The organism is Streptomyces sp. NPDC048001, from assembly GCF_043203115.1.
Taxonomy (GTDB): domain Bacteria; phylum Actinomycetota; class Actinomycetes; order Streptomycetales; family Streptomycetaceae; genus Streptomyces; species Streptomyces sanyensis.
The window spans coordinates 56,268-73,811 of sequence record NZ_JBIDBN010000010.1 but is presented as its reverse complement, the minus strand read 5'-3'; the positions used below and the strand labels follow the sequence as shown (position 1 = coordinate 73,811).

The window sequence follows — 17,544 nt, the reverse complement described above, 5'->3', positions numbered from 1 at the left end:
CCGCCCGGCATCGCGCCGGGTGCCCGGCCCCGCCGGCCGGGCGCCTCACCCCCGGGGCGGCAGCGGTGGCCGGCGCAGGTCCGGTACGGAGGAGTAGTCCGGGGGCTCCGCGGCCGGGGAGGACTCCAGCAGGTCCAGGGCTAGGCGGATGGCGTCGTCCATGTCCGTGTGCCGGCCCTCCGCCCAGTCCAGCGGGGTGCGCAGGGCGTGCACGTCGGGCTCCACGCCGTGGTTCTCGACCGACCAGCCGTAGGCGTCGAACCAGGCGGCGTTCATCGGCACGGTGATGACCGTGCCGTCGATCAGCCGGTGGCGGCCCGTCATCCCCACGACCCCGCCCCAGGTCCGGGTGCCCACCACGGGGCCGAGTCCCAGCAGCCGGAACGCCGCGGTGATCATGTCGCCGTCGGAGGAGGTGGCCTCGTCCGCGATGGCCACCACGGGACCGCGCGGGGCGTCGGAGGCGTAGCTGACGGGCTGCGCGTCACGGGTGAGGTCCCAGCCGAGGATCCTGCGGGTGAGCTTCTCGACCACCAGCTCGCTGATGTGGCCGCCCGCGTTGCCGCGCACGTCCACGATGAGGGCCGGGCGGGACATCTCCAGGCGCAGGTCGCGGTTGAACTGGGCCCAGCCCGAGCCGCCCATGTCCGGGATGTGCAGATAGCCGCAGGCGCCGCCGCTCAACTGCCGCACCACCTCGCGCCGCTTGGCCACCCAGTCCTGGTAGCGCAGCGGGCGCTCGTCCACCAGGGGCACCACCGCCACCCGCCGGGTGCGCCCCCCGGTGCGCCGCTCCGCGGGCGCCGAGGCCGCCGCGAGGGCTTCCGCCGCGGTCTCCACCGGGATCTCCTCGTCCTCCTCGGCCGGCAGGAAGGCCAGTTCGACCGTGGTGCCCCCGGCCGCCGAGAGCATCGGGTACGGCCCGGCCACCGGGTCGACCGGCCGGCCGTCCACATGGGTGAGGACCGCGCCCTCCCGGATGCCGGTACCCGCCAGCGGGGAGCGCGCCTTGGAGTCGGAGGAGTCGCCCGGCAGGATCCGCCTGACCACCCACCGCCCGTCCCGGCACACGAGGTTGGCGCCCAGCAGGCCCATGGCGCGCTGGTAGTGGGGCGGCCCCTCGTTGCGCCGCGCGGGGGTCACATAGGCGTGGGAGGTGCCCAGCTCGCCCAGCACCTCGCGGAGCAGGTCGGCGAACTCGTCCGGCGAGGCGACCCTTTCCACCAGCGGCCGGTACTGCTCCAGCACGCCGTCCCAGTCGATCCCGCACATGCCCGGCTCCCAGAACAGCGCGCGGATGAGCCGCCCCGCCTCCCGGTACGCCTGGCGCCACTCCGCCGCCGGCTCGACCTCGTGCAGGATGCGGCGCATGTCGAGGTAGACCGTGGAGTCGCCGTCGCCCGCCTCCGTGGCGGGCACCGCGCGCAGTTCCCCCTCGTCGACGACGACGAGCCGGGTGCCGTCGCCGCTGACCGAGAACCAGTCCAGATGGTCGACGAGTTCGCTCCGCCGCGCCTTGGAGAGGTCGAAGTGCTCCAGGGTGGGGCGGCCCGAGGTGTCGGCCGGGTTCGCGAAGGTCTCGCCCAGTGCGCCGGAGATGGGCCAGCGCAGCCAGACCAGGCCGCCGCCGCTCACCGGACGGAGGGCCGAGTACTTGGAGGCGGCCACGGGGAAGGGGACGACGCGGCTCTCCAGGCCCTCCGTCTCCACCATCACCGTGCCGTCGCCGGTGCCCTGGAGCGGGTCGAGCCCGCCCGCGGCCGGACGCCCCTCGGGGGTGAGGGCGAAGGGGGAGGGGGTGGCGGAGGAGAGCGGCACCAGGTAGGGGCGGCAGCCCAGCGGGAAGGACAGGTCGCCGGTGTGCACGTCGTAGACGGGGTCGAAGCCGCGCCAGGACAGGAAGGCGAGGAAGCGGCCGTCGCTGGTGAAGACCGGGTTCTCGTCCTCGAAGCGGCCGTTGGTGACGTCCACGACCGCCCGGTCGGCGATGCGGGCCATCCTGATCTGGCGCAGTGAGCGGCCGATGCCCGGGTGGGACCAGGTGAGCCAGCTGCCGTCGGGGGAGAAGGCCAGGTCGCGGACGGGGCCGTTGAGGGAGCGGGTCAGCTCGGTGACCTCCCCCGCGCCGTCCTCCGCGCCCTCCTCGGCCGTGTCGACCAGCAGCAGCCGCCCGTCGTGCGAGGCGACGGCGATCCGCTCGCCCTCGGGGTCCGGGACGGCCTCCAGGACGCGGCCGAGCGCCCCCTGGGCCAGTCGGCGCGGCGGACGGTCCCCGCTGGCCCGGGGGAGGTAGGCGATCTCGACGGCGTCCTCGCCCCCGGCGTCGGTGATGTAGGCGACCTGTCCGCCGCTGCCGAGCAGCTGCGGGTGGCGCACCCGCACCCCGGGGGTGTCGGCGATGGTGCGGGCGGGACCGTCGCGGTGGGTGAGCCAGTAGAGGCTGCCGCGTACGCCGACGGCGCTGGCCCGGCCGGTCTCGTCCACGGAGAGCGCGTCCACGTGCCCGGCGGCCGGTACCTGGTAGGTGCGGCGGCCGGTGCGCGGCCCGCCGAGGCGGATCTCCAGCCGGCGCGGCACCGAGTCCGGGGTGAGGGCGTCGACCGCCCACAGGTCGCCCGCGCACTGGTAGACGATCCGGCGGCCGTCGCTGGAGGCGTGCCGGGCGTAGAAGGCGTCGTGGTCGGTGTGGCGGCGCAGGTCCGTGCCGTCGGGACGGCACGAGTAGAGGTTGCCGACGCCCTCGTGGTCGGAGAGGAAGGCGATCCGGCCGCCGCTCTCCGGTGCCCAGGTGGCGGCGCCGGGACCGCGGACGAACATCGGGCAGTCGAGGTGTCCCTCCAGGTCGGGCAGCAGGCGCCCGCCGTGCAGCCACAGCCGCCCGGTGGCCCCGCCGCGGTAGCGCTTCCAGGCGGCGGGCTCGTGGGGCGGCTTGCCGGTCAGCAGCAGGGTGCGCCGGTCGACGCCCTCGTCGTCCGGCGCCGGGGCCCGGACCGCGTCGGCCATGGCGATGTCGGAGACCGGGCCCCAGGGCAGGCGCCTGCCCGGGGAGCCGTCCACCGGGAGGCTGTAGGCCCAGGAGAAGTACGAGAAGGGCTGGTTGTGGGAGGAGACGGCGAGGATCTGCCCGTCGGGGGTCCAGCCGCAGACACGGGTGTCGGTCGAGCCCCAGTAGCTGAGCCGCCGGGCCGGACCGCCGTCGACGGGCACCAGGTGGACCTCCGGGTCCAGGCTGCGCCAGCTGGTGAACGCGATCCGGGTCCCGTCGGGGGAGAAGCGGGGGTGCCCCACCCGGGTGCGGTCCACCGTGAGCCGCCAGGCCCGGCCGGGCCGCCGCCCCTCCTCCGCCAGCGGGGCGACCCACAGGTCGTCCTCGGTGGCGAAGCAGATCACGTCGTCGTGCAGGTGCGGGAAGCGCAGGTACGCGGCGTGCTCACTCACCCCACCCATGGTTTCCGCGGCGCCGGGGTGCGGCAACTCGTGCCGGCGCCGGCCGACGGGGGCCCGGCGGCGGGCCGTTGCGTGACCCAGCCCACAAGCGAAACGACTTCGTTTCGCTCCGCCCCTGCGGTACGGTCGTCGTGTACGAAACGGTTTCGTTCCCTTCGATCGCCGAGGAGGCGGGTCATGACGCGCAGCCGGCTCACCCCCGAGCGCGAGGCGGAGATCTACGAGGCCGTGCTCGACCTGCTCCGCGAGGTCGGCTACGACGCCCTCACCATGGACGCCGTGGCCACCCGCACGCGCTCCAGCAAGGCCACCCTCTACCGCCAGTGGGGGAGCAAGGCCGAACTCGTGGTGAAGGCGGTACGGCACGACAAGCCGGTCCAGGCCGGTGAGATCGACACCGGCACGCTGTACGGCGACTTCCACGCGATGCTCGACCGCTCGGACGACTGCCGGATGGAGAAGGACTGCGCCCTGATGCGGGGGCTCGCCCAGGCGATCCACACCAACCCCGACCTCCACCAGGCGCTGCGCGAGCACCTCGTCGCCCCGGAGATCACCGGGCTGGACGTGGTGCTCCGCAGGGCCGTGGACCGGGGGGAGATCCGCCCGGACAACCCCGCGCTGGGCTATGTGATGCACATGATGATCGGCGCCTTCGTCGCCAGGGAGCTGATCGAGGACCGGATCCCCGACCGGGCCTTCCTGACCGACTACCTCGACGCCGTGGTCCTGCCCGCCCTCTCAGCCTGACCCGGGGCCTGCTCCCCGGGCCACCCCGTCCCCCGCTCCGGCGCCCACCGGAGCACCCCCGCCGGGGCAGTGCTCCGGCGCACGGAGTCCCCGCTCCGGAACGCGCGGGTCCCCACCCGCGCATGCCCCTCCCCGGGTCCCGCACGCCCCGCTCACCCGCAGCTCCTGACGCGCCGCTCTCGTCGTCGGGCCGACTCCCCCTGTCCTGTTCGCCTCACACATGGGAGTAGCCCTCGTGGCCTCGTTCCTGTACAAGATCGGACGGTCGGCGTTCCGGCGCCGCCGCCTCGTCGCCCTGCTGTGGGTGGCCCTGCTGGCCCTCGCCGGATTCGGCGCGGCGACCGCACCGGCCGCCACCTCCTCGTCCTTCTCGATCCCCGGCACGGAAGCCCAGCGCGCCTTCGACCTGCTGGAGGAGCGCTTCCCCGGCAGCAACGCCGACGGCGCCACCGCACGGGTCGTCTTCAAGGCCCCCGAGGGCCGCTCGGTGAACGACCCCGAGTTCAAGGCCGAGGTCACCGAGGCGGTCGCCGACCTGACCTCGGGCTCCGACCAGGTCGCCTCCGTCTCCGACCCCTACGCCTCCCAGGCCGTCTCGCAGGACGGCTCGACCGCGTACATCTCCGTCTCCTACAAGACGAACCCCTTCGAGCTGACCGAGTCGACGCGCTCCGCCCTGGAGCAGACCGGCGAGGCCGCGCGCGAGGGCGGGATGACCGTCGAGATCGGCGGCGACGCGCTCCAGACCATCCCGCACACCGGCGCGGGCGAGATCGTCGGCGTGGTGATCGCGGCGATCGTGCTGGTCATCACCTTCGGCTCGCTGGTCGCCGCGGGTCTCCCGCTGCTCACCGCCCTCATCGGCGTGGGCATCGGCATCTCGGGCATCACCGCCCTGGCCAGCACGCTCGACCTGGGCACCACCACCTCGACGCTGGCCATGATGATCGGCCTGGCGGTCGGCATCGACTACGCGCTGTTCATCGTCTCCCGCTACCGCGTCGAGCGCGCCGAGGGGCGTGACGCGGAGGAGGCCGCCGGACGGGCCGTCGGCACGGCCGGGTCCGCCGTGGTCTTCGCCGGCCTCACCGTGATCATCGCCCTGGTGGGCCTCGCCGTCGTCAACATCCCGATGCTCTCCAAGATGGGCTTCGCCGCCGCCGGCACCGTGGCCATCGCGGTGCTCGTCGCGCTCACGCTGATCCCCGCGCTGCTCGGCTTCGCCGGGGACCGGGTGCTGGGCCGCGCGGTGCGCAAGGCCCTCGCCGCGAAGGACGCGAAGGACGCGAAGGACGCGGAAGGCGCGAAGGACGGAGCGCCGGAGACGGGCGGGGCCGCCGCGGGCGGGGAGACCGCCAAGCCCAACGCGGGCACCCGCTGGGCGCGCTTCGTGCTCCGCCGCCCGGTCGTGGTGCTGCTCGCCGGTGTCATCGGCCTCGGCGCCGTCGCCGTCCCGGCCGCCTCGCTCCAGGTGGGCCTGCCCGACGACGGCTCGCAGCCCGTCAGCACCACCCAGCGCAAGGCGTACGACCTGCTCTCCGAGGGCTTCGGCCCGGGCTTCAACGGCCCGCTGGTGGTCGTGGTCGACGGCGACGCGGCCGCGGCCGAGAGCGCCGCCGAGACCATCCGGGGGATCGAGGGCGCGGCGGCGGTCACGCCGCCGACCCCGAACAAGGCGGGCGACGCCGCGATGATCACGGTCATCCCCGAGGACCGGCCCTCCTCCAAGGCCACCGAGGACCTGGTCCACGACATCCGCGAGCAGTCCGGCGACGACGTGTACGTCACCGGCGCGACCGCGATGAACATCGACTTCTCCCAGCGGATGAACGACGCCCTGCTGCCCTACCTCGGGCTGGTCGTGGGCCTCGCCTTCCTGCTGCTGATGGTGGTGTTCCGCTCGATCCTGGTGCCGCTGAAGGCCGCGCTCGGCTTCCTGCTCTCGGTGGTGGCGGCGCTCGGCGCGGTCGTGGCCGTCTTCCAGTGGGGCTGGCTCGGCTCGCTCTTCGGCGTGGAGCAGACCGGCCCGATCATGTCGATGATGCCGATCTTCATGATCGGCGTGGTCTTCGGGCTGGCCATGGACTACGAGGTCTTCCTCGTCACCCGGATGCGGGAGGCGTACGTCCACGGGCAGCGGCCGGGCGAGGCGATCGTCACCGGCTTCCGCCACGGCGCCCGGGTGGTGACCGCGGCGGCGGTCATCATGATCGCGGTCTTCGCCGGCTTCATCGGCTCCAGCGAGCAGATGATCAAGATGATCGGCTTCGGCCTGGCGATCGCCGTCGTCTTCGACGCCTTCGTCGTCCGGATGGCGATCGTGCCCGCGGTGCTGGCGCTGCTCGGTGCCAAGGCCTGGTGGCTGCCCCGCTGGCTGGACCGGGCGCTGCCCGACGTGGACGTCGAGGGCGACCGGCTGCGCGGTTCCGCGTCCGCGTCCGACGGCTCCGGCGAGGGCGACGCGGACCGCGAGCTGGCCCGGGTCTGAGACCCGAGAGGCTCCGGGGGCGTCCGGCGGCCGGTGTGCCGGGAAGGGCACCGGCCGCCGGGGCCGGTGCGGGTGCGCCGGGTGAGCGAGCCCCCGGACGGCGGCGGCACCGTGGGGACGGGGGCCGCCGCACACACCGAGGCCGCTGCCGCCGGGAACTCCCGGCGGCAGCGGCCTCCGTGCGCCCGCGGTCGGCCTCCGTGCGTCCGGCAGCCGCCCGCGGGCGCACGGTGGGTCCGCCGAAGCCCCCCGGTGGTCCCGAGCTGCCCGGGCGCCTCAGGCGGTGGGGGCCGCGGCGGCCTGTGCGTAGGTGTGGCGCAGGAAGCGCCGCAGCGTCTTCGCCTCGAACTGGACGACCGCGACTCCGTCCGCGGTGTGGAACTCCACGACCGCCTGGACCCGCCCGCACGGCCAGACCTCGATGTCACCGCGCCGGACCGGGGTGGTCAGCCCGCTCTCCAGCACCTCGCGGGGGAAGGTCCACTCCTTCCCGCTGGGGAAGGCGAAACTGACGGACTGGGGGTCCTCGGCGGGGTCGTAGCTGAGGGACACCCGGACGGGGCGGTACTGGGGAGCGTCGGTGACGATGCGGCCTCGGGCGTGTTCCTTGACGGTGGGGGACATCGGCCTTGCTCCTCACACTCGTCCGCTTTGTCATCTAATGTCCCATATTTTGCGGTAGCGGCTCGACCGCTTTCGGGGACCTGTGTGCATGTGTGATCCCTGCGCTCTTGCAAGTCGTTCGCAGCGGGCTCATCCTTGGACGGTTCTTCTCCTGTCCTGAGCGGGGTTCCCCATGCATGTGCCTGACGGATTCATCGACGCACCCGTTTCCGTTGCCGCCGGTGTCGTCGCCGCGGGCGCCGTCGCCGCCGGGCTCCGCGGGGCCCGCCGGGAACTGGGGGCCGCGAGGGTCGGCTCCCTCGGCGGGGACGACCGCACCGCGCCGCTCGCCGGACTGGTCGCCGCCTTCGTCTTCGCCGCGCAGATGCTGAACTTCCCCGTCGCCGCGGGAACCAGCGGCCATCTGCTCGGCGGCGCGCTCGCCGCCATCCTGGTCGGGCCCTGGACCGGTGTGCTCTGCATCTCCGTCGTGCTGCTGATGCAGGGCATCCTCTTCGCCGACGGAGGGCTCAGCGCCCTCGGCGTCAACATCCTGCTGATGGGCGTCGTCACCGTGGTCGTGGCCTGGGCGGTCTTCCGCGGGCTGACCGCCGTCCTGCCGCGCGGCCGCCGCGCGGTCACCGCCGCCTCCTTCGTCGCCGCCCTGGTCTCCGTCCCGGCCTCGGCCGCCGCCTTCACCCTCCTCTACGCCCTCGGCGGCGTCACGGAGGTGCCGCTCGGCTCGGTGCTCACCGCCATGGTGGGCGTCCATGTGCTCATCGGCATCGGCGAGGCCGCGATCACCGCGCTCACGGTGGGCGCCGTCCTCGCGGTCCGCCCCGACCTGGTGTACGGGGCGCGGGGCCTGACCGCCCCCCTGAAGCTGAGGGTCGGCGGCGAACTGGTCGACGCCCCCGCCCCCGCCCCCGCCTCCGAGCCGGCACCCGCCCGCTCACCCCGGGGCGTGTGGATCGCCGGGCTCGCCGCCTCGCTGGTCCTGGCCGGCTTCCTCTCCTTCTACGCCTCCGGCGACCCCGACGGCCTGGAGCGCGTCGCCTCCGACAAGGGCTTCGACGCCTCCGCCGAGGAGCACGCGGGCGCCGGCTCCCCGCTCGCCGACTACGGGGTCGAAGGCGTCGGGAACGACCGGCTCTCCGGCGGTCTGGCCGGAGTGATCGGCGTCGGCGCCACCGTCGCCGTCGGCACCGGAGCCTTCTACGCCGTGCGCCGCCGCCGTGCCCCGCAGGAGCACGGCGAGGCGCCCCGGAACTCCGCCTGAGATGGGGGCCGGGCACTCCCATCGGCTCTACCGGGCGGGCGACTCGCCCGTCCACGCCCTGCCCGCGCACTGCAAGCTGGTCGCCGCGCTCGGCTTCGTCCTCGTCGTGGTCTCCACGCCACGTGAGGCGGTCTGGGCCTTCGGCGCCTACGCGGCCCTGCTCGCCGCCGTGGCGGCCGTGGCCCGGATCCCGGCCGGCTTCCTGCTCAAGCGGCTCCTGGTCGAGGTGCCGTTCGTCGCCTTCGCCCTGCTGATGCCCTTCGTGGTGCCCGGCGAGCGCACCGAGGTGCTGGGCGTCGCACTGAGCGTCCCCGGGCTGTGGGGCGCCTGGAACATCCTGGCCAAGGGCACACTCGGCGTCGCCGCGTCCGTGCTGCTGGCCTCCACCACCGAACTGCGCGCGGTGCTGCTCGGCCTCCAGCGGCTGCGGCTGCCCTCGCTGCTCGTCCAGATCGCCTCGTTCATGATCCGCTACGCGGACGTGGTCACCGGGGAGATGCGCCGGATGTCGGTGGCCCGGCGCTCCCGGGGGTTCGAGGCCCGGGGCGTGCGCCACTGGAAGGTCCTCGCCGCCTCGGCCGGGGCGCTGTTCATCCGCTCCTACGAACGCGGCGAGCGGGTGCACCTGGCGATGCTCAGCCGCGGCTACACCGGCACCCTGCCGGTCCTCGACGACACCCGGCCCACCCCCGCCCAGTGGGCCTTCGCCGCCGCACTGCCCGTGGCCGCGCTCGCGGTCTGCCTGCTGGGATGGACGCTATGACCCACACGCCCCCCTCACTGGAGGTACGCGGCCTCGCGTACGCCTACCCCGACGGCCACCAGGCCCTGTTCGGCGTCGACCTGACCGTGGGGCGCGGCGAGCGGGTGGCGCTGCTCGGCCCCAACGGCGCCGGCAAGACCACCCTGGTGCTCCACCTCAACGGCATCCTGACGGGCGGGGTGGGGACGGTGTCGGTCGCCGGGCTGCCCGTCGGCCGCCGGGACCTCGCGGAGATCCGGCGCCGGGTGGGGATCGTCTTCCAGGACCCCGACGACCAGCTCTTCATGCCGACCGTCCGGGAGGACGTCGCCTTCGGCCCGGCGACGGCGGGGCTGCGCGGGGCCGCCCTGGAGGAGCGCGTGGCGGCCGCGCTGGAACGCGTGGGGATGGCGGACTTCGCCGACCGGCCCCCGCACCACCTGTCCTTCGGCCAGCGCCGCCGGGTCGCGGTGGCGACCGTGCTGGCCATGGAGCCGGAGATCCTGGTGCTCGACGAGCCCTCCTCCAACCTCGACCCGGCCTCCCGGCGCGAACTGGCGGACATCCTGCGCTCGCTGGACGTCACGGTGCTGATGGTCACCCACGACCTGCCGTACGCGCTGGAGCTCTGCCCGCGGGCGGTGGTGCTCAGCGAGGGGGTGATCGCGGCGGACGGCCGGACGCAGGAACTGCTGTGCGACGAGGACCTCATGCGCGCCCACCGCCTGGAGCTTCCCTTCGGCTTCGACCCGGCGTCCGTGACAATGGGGACGTGACGAACGACCACGACCGCGCCCCGGAGGCCTCGCTCCTCCTCGACGAGCAGCTGTGCTTCGCGCTGTACGCCGCGCAGCGCGCGGTGACGGCCGCCTACCGGCCGCTCCTCGCCGACCTGGGCCTCACCTACCCCCAGTACCTGGCCATGCTGGTGCTGTGGGAGCGCGGCGAGGTGCCCGTCAAGGAGCTGGCCGCCGCGCTGCGCCTGGACTACGGCACGGTCTCGCCCCTGCTCAAGCGGCTGGAGTCGGCGGGGCTGGTGCGCCGCGAGCGCTCCGCGGCCGACGAGCGCTCGGTGCACCTGGTGCTGACCGAGGAGGGCGCCGCGCTGCGCGGGCGGGCCGAGCGGGTGCCCGCGGAGCTGGCCCGCAGCACCGGCCTGGACGGTGCCGAGATCACCCGTCTGCGCAGGGAGCTGCACCGCCTGGCCCGGGCCACGGACGCCGAGCGGTAGCCGGAAGGGCCGGTCGGGCGTCCTGCTTCCCGCGTCCCGCTCCCCCCGCCCGGAGAGGCTTCCCCCGCGCCGGGGCGGCACCCCGCATCCGATACGTTGTGCACGATGCAGTTTCGGCGGTGGACGCGACAGAACCGGGGGACGCACCGTGAGCGAACAGGCCGACCCCCTCGACACCCGGCCCACCCGGATCGTGTACGTGGCCGAGGCCACCGCCCACGGCGGTCGCGAGGGCTATGTCACCAGCCACGACGGCCGGATAGACCTCCGGGTCGCCGCTCCGCCCGCCCTCGGCGGCGACGGCCTGGGCACCAACCCGGAGCAGCTGTTCGCCGCGGGGTACAGCGCCTGCTTCCACAACGCCCTGGTCATCGTCGGGCGGCGCGCCGGACTCGACCTGAGCGGGTCCACCGTCGCCGCCAAGGTGGGCATCGGCCCCAACAACGCCCGCGGCTACGGGCTCGCCGTGGCCCTGAGCGTCTCCCTGCCCCTGGTCGACCAGGACCTCGCCGCCCGGCTCGTCTCGGCCGCGCACCAGGTCTGCCCCTACTCCAACGCCACCCGCGACAACATCGACGTGTCGATCCTGCTGAGCTGAGCCCCGCCGCCCCGCCGCCCCGCCGCCCCGCCGCCCCGCCGCCCCGCGGCCCCGCCGCCCCGCCGCCCCGCGGCCGGGGGCACCGCCGGGGCGTTGCACCATGGGGGGATGCACGCGAGCGAAGGAGCACAGGTGGGGGACGTCCGGGGCACGGTGGCCGAGGGCTACGAGGCGGTCGCCGACGCCTTCGCCCGCAACGCCGAGCAGCGCGGCGAGCGCGGCGCGGCCGTCGCCGTCTACCGGCACGGCCGCAAGGTCGTCGACCTGTGGACCGGCACCCGGGACGTCGACGGCACCGAGCCCTGGGCCGTCGACACCGCGCAGGTCGTGCGCTCGGCCACCAAGGGCGTGGCGGCCGCCGTCGTCCTGCTGCTCCACCAGCGCGGCCAGATCGACCTGGACGCCCCGGTCGGCACCTACTGGCCCGAGTTCAAGGCCGCGGGCAAGGAGCGGGTGCTCGTCCGCCATGTGCTCTCCCACCGGGCCGGCCTGCCGGTGCTCGACCGGCCGCTCACCCCGGAGCAGGCACTCGACGGCGCCTCCGGGCCCGCGGCGCTCGCCGCGCAGGCCCCCCTCTGGGAGCCGGGCGCCGAGCACGGCTACCACGCCCACACCTACAGCTGGCTGCTCGGCGAACTCGTCCGCCGGGTGACCGGGCGCCCCATCGGCCGCTGGGTGGCCGAGGAGATCGCCCGCCCGCTGGACCTGGACTTCTGGATGGGCCTGCCCGAGGAGGAGGCCCATCGCGTCGGCCGCGTCGGTCCCGTGCCCGAGCCCGGACCGGCCCAGGGCGGGGGGCCGAGGCTGCGCCCCAAGCGCTCCGTCGCCGCCGCCTACGAGGACCCCGGCTCGCTCACCCGCCGCGCCTTCTCCGCCGTCGCCCCGCCGCCCGACGAGAACGCCCCCGCCTACCGCGCGGCCGGCCTGCCCGGCTCGGGCGGCATCTGCACCGCCCGGGCCCTGGCCCGCTTCTACGCCGCCACCATCGGCGAGGTCGACGGCGGACGCCGCCTCTTCGCCCCCGCCACCCTGACCCTCGCCCGGACCGAGGAGTCGGCGGGCCCGGACCGGGTGCTCGTCGTGCCCACCCGCTTCGGGCTGGGCTTCATGCTCCACGGGCCCGCCGCCCCGCTCCTCGGCCCCGGTTCCTTCGGCCACCCGGGGCGCGGCGGCTCGCTCGGCTTCGCCGACCCCGAGTCGGGCACGGCCTTCGGCTATGTCACCAACGGGCTGCGCAGGGGAGTCACCGCCGATCCCCGTGCGCAGGCCCTGATCCGCGCGATACGGTCCACGCTGTAGGGGGTCCGGCGGAGGGGGAGTGCCGTGAGGCGGTTCGACGGGTACGGGGTCCTGGTCACCGGCGGGGCGCGGGGCATCGGCGCCGCGATCACCCGCCGCCTCGCCTCCGAGGGCGCCAGGGTGCTCGTCGCCGACATCGACGCCGAGGCCGCCGAGGAGACCGCGGCAGAGGTCGACGGTGCCGAGGCCTGCCGGGTGGACGTGGCCGACCGCGCCGACGCCGAGGCGGCCGTCGCCCGTGCCGCCGAGCGCTTCGGGCGGCTCGACGTGCTCGTCAACAACGCCTTCTCCGCGATCGACCACGCGGGCCCCTTCGAGGAACTCCCCGACCAGGCATGGGCCCGCGACCTGGACATCTGCCTCGGCGGCGCGATGCGGTGCGCCCGCGCCGCGCTGCCGGCCCTGGCCGCCGCCGGGGGCCGGGGCGCGATCGTCAACATCGGCTCCGTCAACGCCGAGCAGTCCTTCGGCGGCCACGCCTACAGCGCGGCCAAGGCCGGACTCGCCTCGCTGACCCGCACCCTGGCCGCCGAGGCGGCCCCCCGCGGCGTCCGGGTCAACCAGGTCAACCCCGGAACGGTGCGCACCCGTGCCTGGGAGGGCCGACCGGAGGTCCTTCGTGCGCTGGGGGAGGTCTACCCCCTCGGGAGGGTCGGCGAGCCGGAGGACATCGCGGCCGCCGCGGCCTTCCTCGCCTCCGGTGACGCCGCCTGGATCACCGGGACCACGCTGCGGGTCGACGGCGGCCTGCTGGCCGTCAACACGCAGTTCCTCCGGCTGACGGGCCAGGACGGGGGGCCCGCGGGCCCCCCGGGGGACAAGGACCCCTCGGAGGCGCGGCCCGCGCCGATGTGAGGCCGACCGGCGCGGCCGGACCGGTCGCTCCGCGGACCGGGCTTCCCGGCCACCTCCGCCGTTTGCCATGATCTTGTCATGGATCGCGACACCTCGCCCGTGTACCAGGCCCGCTACGGCTTCGATCTCCGGACCTCGACGGTCGTGGCGCTCTCCGCCGCCTTCACCGCGGCCCTGCTGCTCCCGGGCATGCCCCTGCTCGCCCAGGTGCTGGGGCTGCCCCTGTTCGGCGGAGGCGGGCTGTTCATGGCGTACACGGCGCTCAGCCGCAGGGTCGCGTTCCGGGTCGACGCGACGGGCGTGCTCCTCGGCGGGAGCCCCGCCCGGTACCGGGCCACCACCGCCCACGTGCCCTGGGAGGACATCACGGGCTTCGTGCTGTGGCGCCAGGCGGCGGGGTCCGCCTCCGTGCCCTACGTCGGCGTCACCCGGCGTCAGGGCGCCCCCTCGCTGCCCGGGGACGGCCCGAAGGCCCATGCCGCCCTGCGCTTCCTGGTACCGGTGCCGCCCGGCACCGCGGTCTCCTCCCGGGCGGTGACCGGGTGGCGCTTCGACAAGGAGCGACTGGAGACCGCCGTCGCCCATTTCGCCCCCGGCACCCCGGTGCAGGACGCCCACTGAGGGCACCGCGCCACCGGGGGGCGCCCGGGAGGCACGCCACCCGGGCGCCCCCCGCCCCCTCAGCGGGCGCCCAGCACCGCCGCCACCACGGGACCGGCCGCGTCGCCACCATGGCCGCCCGCGGACACCACGGCCGCCGCCGCCAGGTCGTCCGCGAAGGCCGTGAACCAGGAGTTGGACTGCCCCTGCCCGTCGACCTCGGCCGAACCGGTCTTCGCCCCCTTGTCGCCGCCGACCGCGGCCATCGCCTCGGCGCCCGTGCCGCCCGGCGCCGCGCCCGCCCGCATCAGCCCGCGCAGGGTCTCGGCCATGCCGCCGGGCATCCGCTGGGCGACGGCCAGCGGGCGGTCGTCGAGGGACGCGGGCACGATCACCGGCTGGCGGAAGCCGCCGTCCTTCACGGTGGCCGCGATCGAGGCCATGTTGAGGGCGTTCATCTGGACCCGGCCCTGGCCGATGTAGGACGCGGCGGTCTCGGAGCCGGTGGAGGCGGGCACCGAGCCGTCGCGGGTCACCACCCCGCTCTGCCAGTCCTTCCCGATGCCGAAGTACCGCGCGGCCGTCTCGCCGAGCGCGCTGCCGGCCGCGTCGCCCAGCGGCTTCACGGGCTTGATGAAGGTCGTGTTGCAGGAGCGGGCGAAGGCCGTGCGCAGGGTGGCGTCGGGCACCTCGAACTTGTCGAGGTTCTGGAAGGTGCGCTCCCACACGACCGTGGGCGGGCACTCCACGGGGGAGTCGGCGCCGTTCACCAGCCCCCGGTCCAGCATCATCGCGGCCGTCACGATCTTCATCGTGGAGCCGGGGGCCTGACCGCCCTGGAGCGCCGTGTTGAATCCGGCGGCAGGGCTGTTGGCCACCGCCCGGACGTACCCGGTGCTCGGCTCGACGGCGACCACGGACGCCTTCCCGTAGCGGCTGACCGCCTGCTCCGCCGCGGCCTGCACACCGGCGTCCAGATAGGTCGGCACCGTGCCGGGCTCACCCTCCGCCAGGGTCAGCAGGGTCCTGTCCGGCACGCTGCCGTCGTCGGAGGAGAGCACCAGCTCCACGCCCGCCGTGCCGCCCGCCTCGGCGCCGTACCTCTCGCGCAGCTCGTCCAGGATCCCGGCGAGCGAGGGGAACTTCTCGGCGGTCAGCTCCACCCCGTCCCTGTCGACCGCCCTGATCGGCGGCGCGGTGGACTCGGAGGTGCTGAGCGAGGTGCCCTCGGTCAGTTCGGGGTGCACCACCGAGGGGTCCCAGTCGACCACGGCCCGGCCCGTGCTCAGCCCGCGGACCACGGTGAGACGGGAGGCGTACTCCCAGGTCTTCGAGGTGCCCTCGTACTCCACGGTCGCCGACACGGTGAACGGGACGGTGGCTCCCGTCGCCGGTCCCGGGGTGATCTCCGCCCGGGTCACACGGGCCGACACGGAGTACCCGGCGAGCACCGCCTCGGCGGCCACCGGGTCGTTGGTCAGCTGTGCGGCCGCCGAGCCCTCCCCGGACGCCCAGGCGGTCAGGAAGCGGTCGGCGGTCTCCGCCGTTTCGGCCGCGTCCGGCGGTCCGGTCCTCCCGGGGGCGGACCGGGTGGAGAGCTGGCCGTCCCCGCCGTCCGCGATGCCGCTGACGAGGTTCCACCCCGCGTACCCCACACCCCCGGCCACGACGGCGAACACCCCGCCGACGACGGCGACCTTCGTCCCACTGCGCATCCCCCTGCAACCCCTCCCCGAGGCGTGCGCACCCCTGGGTCTGAACATGTTCAAGGGGTGCGTCGGTTGCAGCCTACGGGACGGGTGGGCCGCGAGCGGCGGCCGTTATCCGACCGGGACGCGACCGCAGGGATCCGGCCGACGCCCTTCGGCCGGGCGGGGCGTCCGCCGCACGTCCTCAGATCCACATGTCCAGCCACATCCGGTTGCGCCACTCCTCCATCGGGAGCGGTGCGCCGGTGTAGATCGGATGGAAGTAGACGAAGTTCCACACGATCAGCAGCACCAGCACCCCCGAGCCGATCGCGCCCACCGCCCGCCGCCGCTCGTCGCAGCCCGCCGGGCCGAGCATCGCGCCGATCATCATCGCCACCGCCAGGCACAGGAAGGGGACGAACACCACCGCGTAGAAGTGGAAGATCGTGCGCTCCTGGTAGTGCAGCCAGGGCGCCCAGCCGGCCAGGAAGGCGCACAGGATCGCCCCCGCCCGCCAGTCGCGGCGGAACAGCCAGCGGTAGCCGACGTACAGCAGGGCGAAGCAGGCCGCCCACCACAGCAGGGGGGTGCCGAGGGCCAGGACCTCGCTCGCGCACTTGTCCACCGTGCCCTGCGGGCAGCCGCCGGTACCCGGGGCGACGTCCTGGTAGTAGTAGGAGACCGGGCGCCCGACGACCAGCCAGCTCCACGGGTTCGACTCGTAGGTGTGCCCGTCGGTGAGGCCGACGTGGAAGGTGTAGACCTGCGACTCGTAGTGCCACAGGCTGCGCCACCAGTCCGGGAACAGCCAGCCCCAGGAGCTGTCCCGTCCGGGACCGGAGCTCGCCCACTGCCGGTGGTAGCCCCCGGAGGTGGCGATCCAGCCCGCCCACGACGCCACGTACGTCGCGAGCGCCACCGGCACCGTGGAGGCGAACGCCGGGACCAGGTCGCGGCGGAGCACGGCCGCGTACGGGCGGACCGCCCCCGCGGTGCGCCGCGTCCCGACGTCCCACAGCACGCTCATCACACCGAAGGCCGCCAGGATGAACAGGCCGTTCCACTTGGTCCCGGCGGCCAGGCCCAGCATCACCCCCGCGGTCAGCCGCCAGGGCCGCCACCCCAGGCGCAGGGTCTCGGCGACGGTGCGGTCGGGCCGCAGCACCCCCTCGCCGTCCACCGGGAGAGCCCCCGCCATGCGGCGGCGGCTCGCGTCGCGGTCCAGCAGCAGCGCACCGAAGGCGGCCAGCACGAAGAACATCAGCACCAGGTCGAGCAGCGCGGTACGGCTCATCACGAAGTGCAGCCCGTCGACCGTCAGCAGCAGCCCCGCCAGGCAGCCGAGGAAGGTCGACCGGAACAGCCGCCTGCCGATCCGGCACAGCATCAGCACGGACAGCGTGCCGAGGACGGCCACCATGAACCGCCAGCCGAACGGAGTGAAGTCGAAGAGCTTCTCGCCGAGGCCGATGACCCACTTGCCGACCGGCGGATGCACCACGTAACCCGGGTCGGCCGGCGGCAGCACCGCCGATCCGTCCCGCAGGATGCGCTGGTCCACGTCCTTGGGCCAGCTGCCCTCGTACCCCTGGTTGACCAGCGCCCAGGCGTCCTTGGCGTAGTAGGTCTCGTCGAATATCACCGCGTGCGGCTTGCCGAGGTTCCAGAACCGCAGCAGGCCCGCGATCAGGGCCACCAGCAGCGGGCCGCCCCAGGCGGCGATCCGCGCCAGCACGGCACCGTCGCCGGGCCGCACCCCCAGCGCCCGCCAGAACCCGGCCGACGGGCGGACGAAGGGCGGCACGAGGCGGTCGCGCAGGCCGGTCACGGGGCGGGGCACATAGCCGAACCGGCGCAGCCGGTCGAGCCGCCCGGGCTGCGGCCCGGCCTCCTGGCCCTCGATGGTGTGGGGCGCGGTACTGGTCACCGCGCCATCGTAGGGAACGAGGCCGTGCCCGTGG

General features: G+C 74.7%; 14 protein-coding genes. 10 read left to right on the top strand and 4 right to left on the bottom strand.

All coding sequences use genetic code 11. The features are described from left to right. Positions 1–45 precede the first annotated feature (45 nt). Positions 46–3,447 carry a S41 family peptidase gene (locus ACGF15_RS19700; protein WP_392800488.1) on the bottom strand — a complete coding sequence of 1,134 codons (3,402 nt, stop codon included), beginning with the start codon at positions 3,445–3,447 and terminating at the stop codon, positions 46–48. Between the two features lie 177 nt (positions 3,448–3,624). Here ACGF15_RS19700 and ACGF15_RS19695 point away from each other — a divergent pair, with 177 nt between their 5' ends. Then, a complete protein-coding gene (locus tag ACGF15_RS19695; RefSeq protein ID WP_345615958.1) occupies positions 3,625–4,197 on the top strand; it encodes a TetR/AcrR family transcriptional regulator in 573 nt (190 codons plus the stop codon). 235 nt (positions 4,198–4,432) lie between these two features. Then, complete coding sequence (locus ACGF15_RS19690) at positions 4,433–6,685, top strand: MMPL family transporter (protein WP_392800878.1); 2,253 nt, start codon at positions 4,433–4,435, stop codon at positions 6,683–6,685. Positions 6,686–6,961: 276 nt separating this feature from the next. Here the strand turns inward: ACGF15_RS19690 and ACGF15_RS19685 are convergent, their stop codons facing one another. Beyond that, positions 6,962–7,309, bottom strand: a complete 348-nt coding sequence (locus ACGF15_RS19685) for an SsgA family sporulation/cell division regulator (RefSeq protein WP_345615957.1) — start codon at positions 7,307–7,309, stop codon at positions 6,962–6,964. A gap of 172 nt (positions 7,310–7,481) precedes the next feature. Here ACGF15_RS19685 and ACGF15_RS19680 point away from each other — a divergent pair, with 172 nt between their 5' ends. From ACGF15_RS19680 to ACGF15_RS19645, 8 genes are all read left to right on the top strand, one after another. Then, entirely contained in the window at positions 7,482–8,567 is a 1,086-nt protein-coding gene (locus ACGF15_RS19680; protein ID WP_392800484.1) for an energy-coupling factor ABC transporter permease, read from the top strand. Between the two features lies 1 nt (position 8,568). After that, positions 8,569–9,330 carry a cobalt ECF transporter T component CbiQ gene (gene cbiQ / locus ACGF15_RS19675; protein ID WP_360645184.1) on the top strand — a complete coding sequence of 254 codons (762 nt, stop codon included), beginning with the start codon at positions 8,569–8,571 and terminating at the stop codon, positions 9,328–9,330. Continuing rightward, a complete protein-coding gene (locus tag ACGF15_RS19670; protein ID WP_256525904.1) occupies positions 9,327–10,085 on the top strand; it encodes an energy-coupling factor ABC transporter ATP-binding protein in 759 nt (252 codons plus the stop codon). The genes cbiQ and ACGF15_RS19670 overlap by 4 nt, the downstream gene beginning before the upstream one ends. Beyond that, positions 10,082–10,540 carry a MarR family transcriptional regulator gene (locus tag ACGF15_RS19665; RefSeq protein WP_345615954.1) on the top strand — a complete coding sequence of 153 codons (459 nt, stop codon included), beginning with the start codon at positions 10,082–10,084 and terminating at the stop codon, positions 10,538–10,540. The genes ACGF15_RS19670 and ACGF15_RS19665 overlap by 4 nt, the downstream gene beginning before the upstream one ends. 148 nt (positions 10,541–10,688) lie before the next feature. After that, positions 10,689–11,138 carry an organic hydroperoxide resistance protein gene (locus ACGF15_RS19660; protein ID WP_345615953.1) on the top strand — a complete coding sequence of 150 codons (450 nt, stop codon included), beginning with the start codon at positions 10,689–10,691 and terminating at the stop codon, positions 11,136–11,138. 108 nt (positions 11,139–11,246) lie between these two features. Beyond that, positions 11,247–12,437 carry a serine hydrolase domain-containing protein gene (locus ACGF15_RS19655; RefSeq protein ID WP_362610222.1) on the top strand — a complete coding sequence of 397 codons (1,191 nt, stop codon included), beginning with the start codon at positions 11,247–11,249 and terminating at the stop codon, positions 12,435–12,437. 24 nt (positions 12,438–12,461) lie between these two features. Beyond that, on the top strand, positions 12,462–13,292 hold the full coding sequence (locus ACGF15_RS19650) for an SDR family NAD(P)-dependent oxidoreductase (protein WP_392800477.1): 831 nt from the start codon (positions 12,462–12,464) through the stop codon (positions 13,290–13,292). Positions 13,293–13,370: 78 nt separating this feature from the next. Further along, positions 13,371–13,913, top strand: coding sequence for a hypothetical protein (locus ACGF15_RS19645; protein ID WP_362610218.1), 543 nt, complete (start codon positions 13,371–13,373; stop codon positions 13,911–13,913). Positions 13,914–13,972: 59 nt separating this feature from the next. Here ACGF15_RS19645 and ACGF15_RS19640 read toward each other — a convergent pair whose 3' ends face one another. Together ACGF15_RS19640 and ACGF15_RS19635 are read right to left on the bottom strand one after the other, a co-directional pair. After that, a complete protein-coding gene (locus ACGF15_RS19640; protein WP_392800474.1) occupies positions 13,973–15,607 on the bottom strand; it encodes a penicillin-binding transpeptidase domain-containing protein in 1,635 nt (544 codons plus the stop codon). 178 nt (positions 15,608–15,785) lie between these two features. After that, complete coding sequence (locus ACGF15_RS19635; RefSeq protein ID WP_345615948.1) at positions 15,786–17,510, bottom strand: phospholipid carrier-dependent glycosyltransferase; 1,725 nt, start codon at positions 17,508–17,510, stop codon at positions 15,786–15,788. Positions 17,511–17,544: the final 34 nt, after the last annotated feature.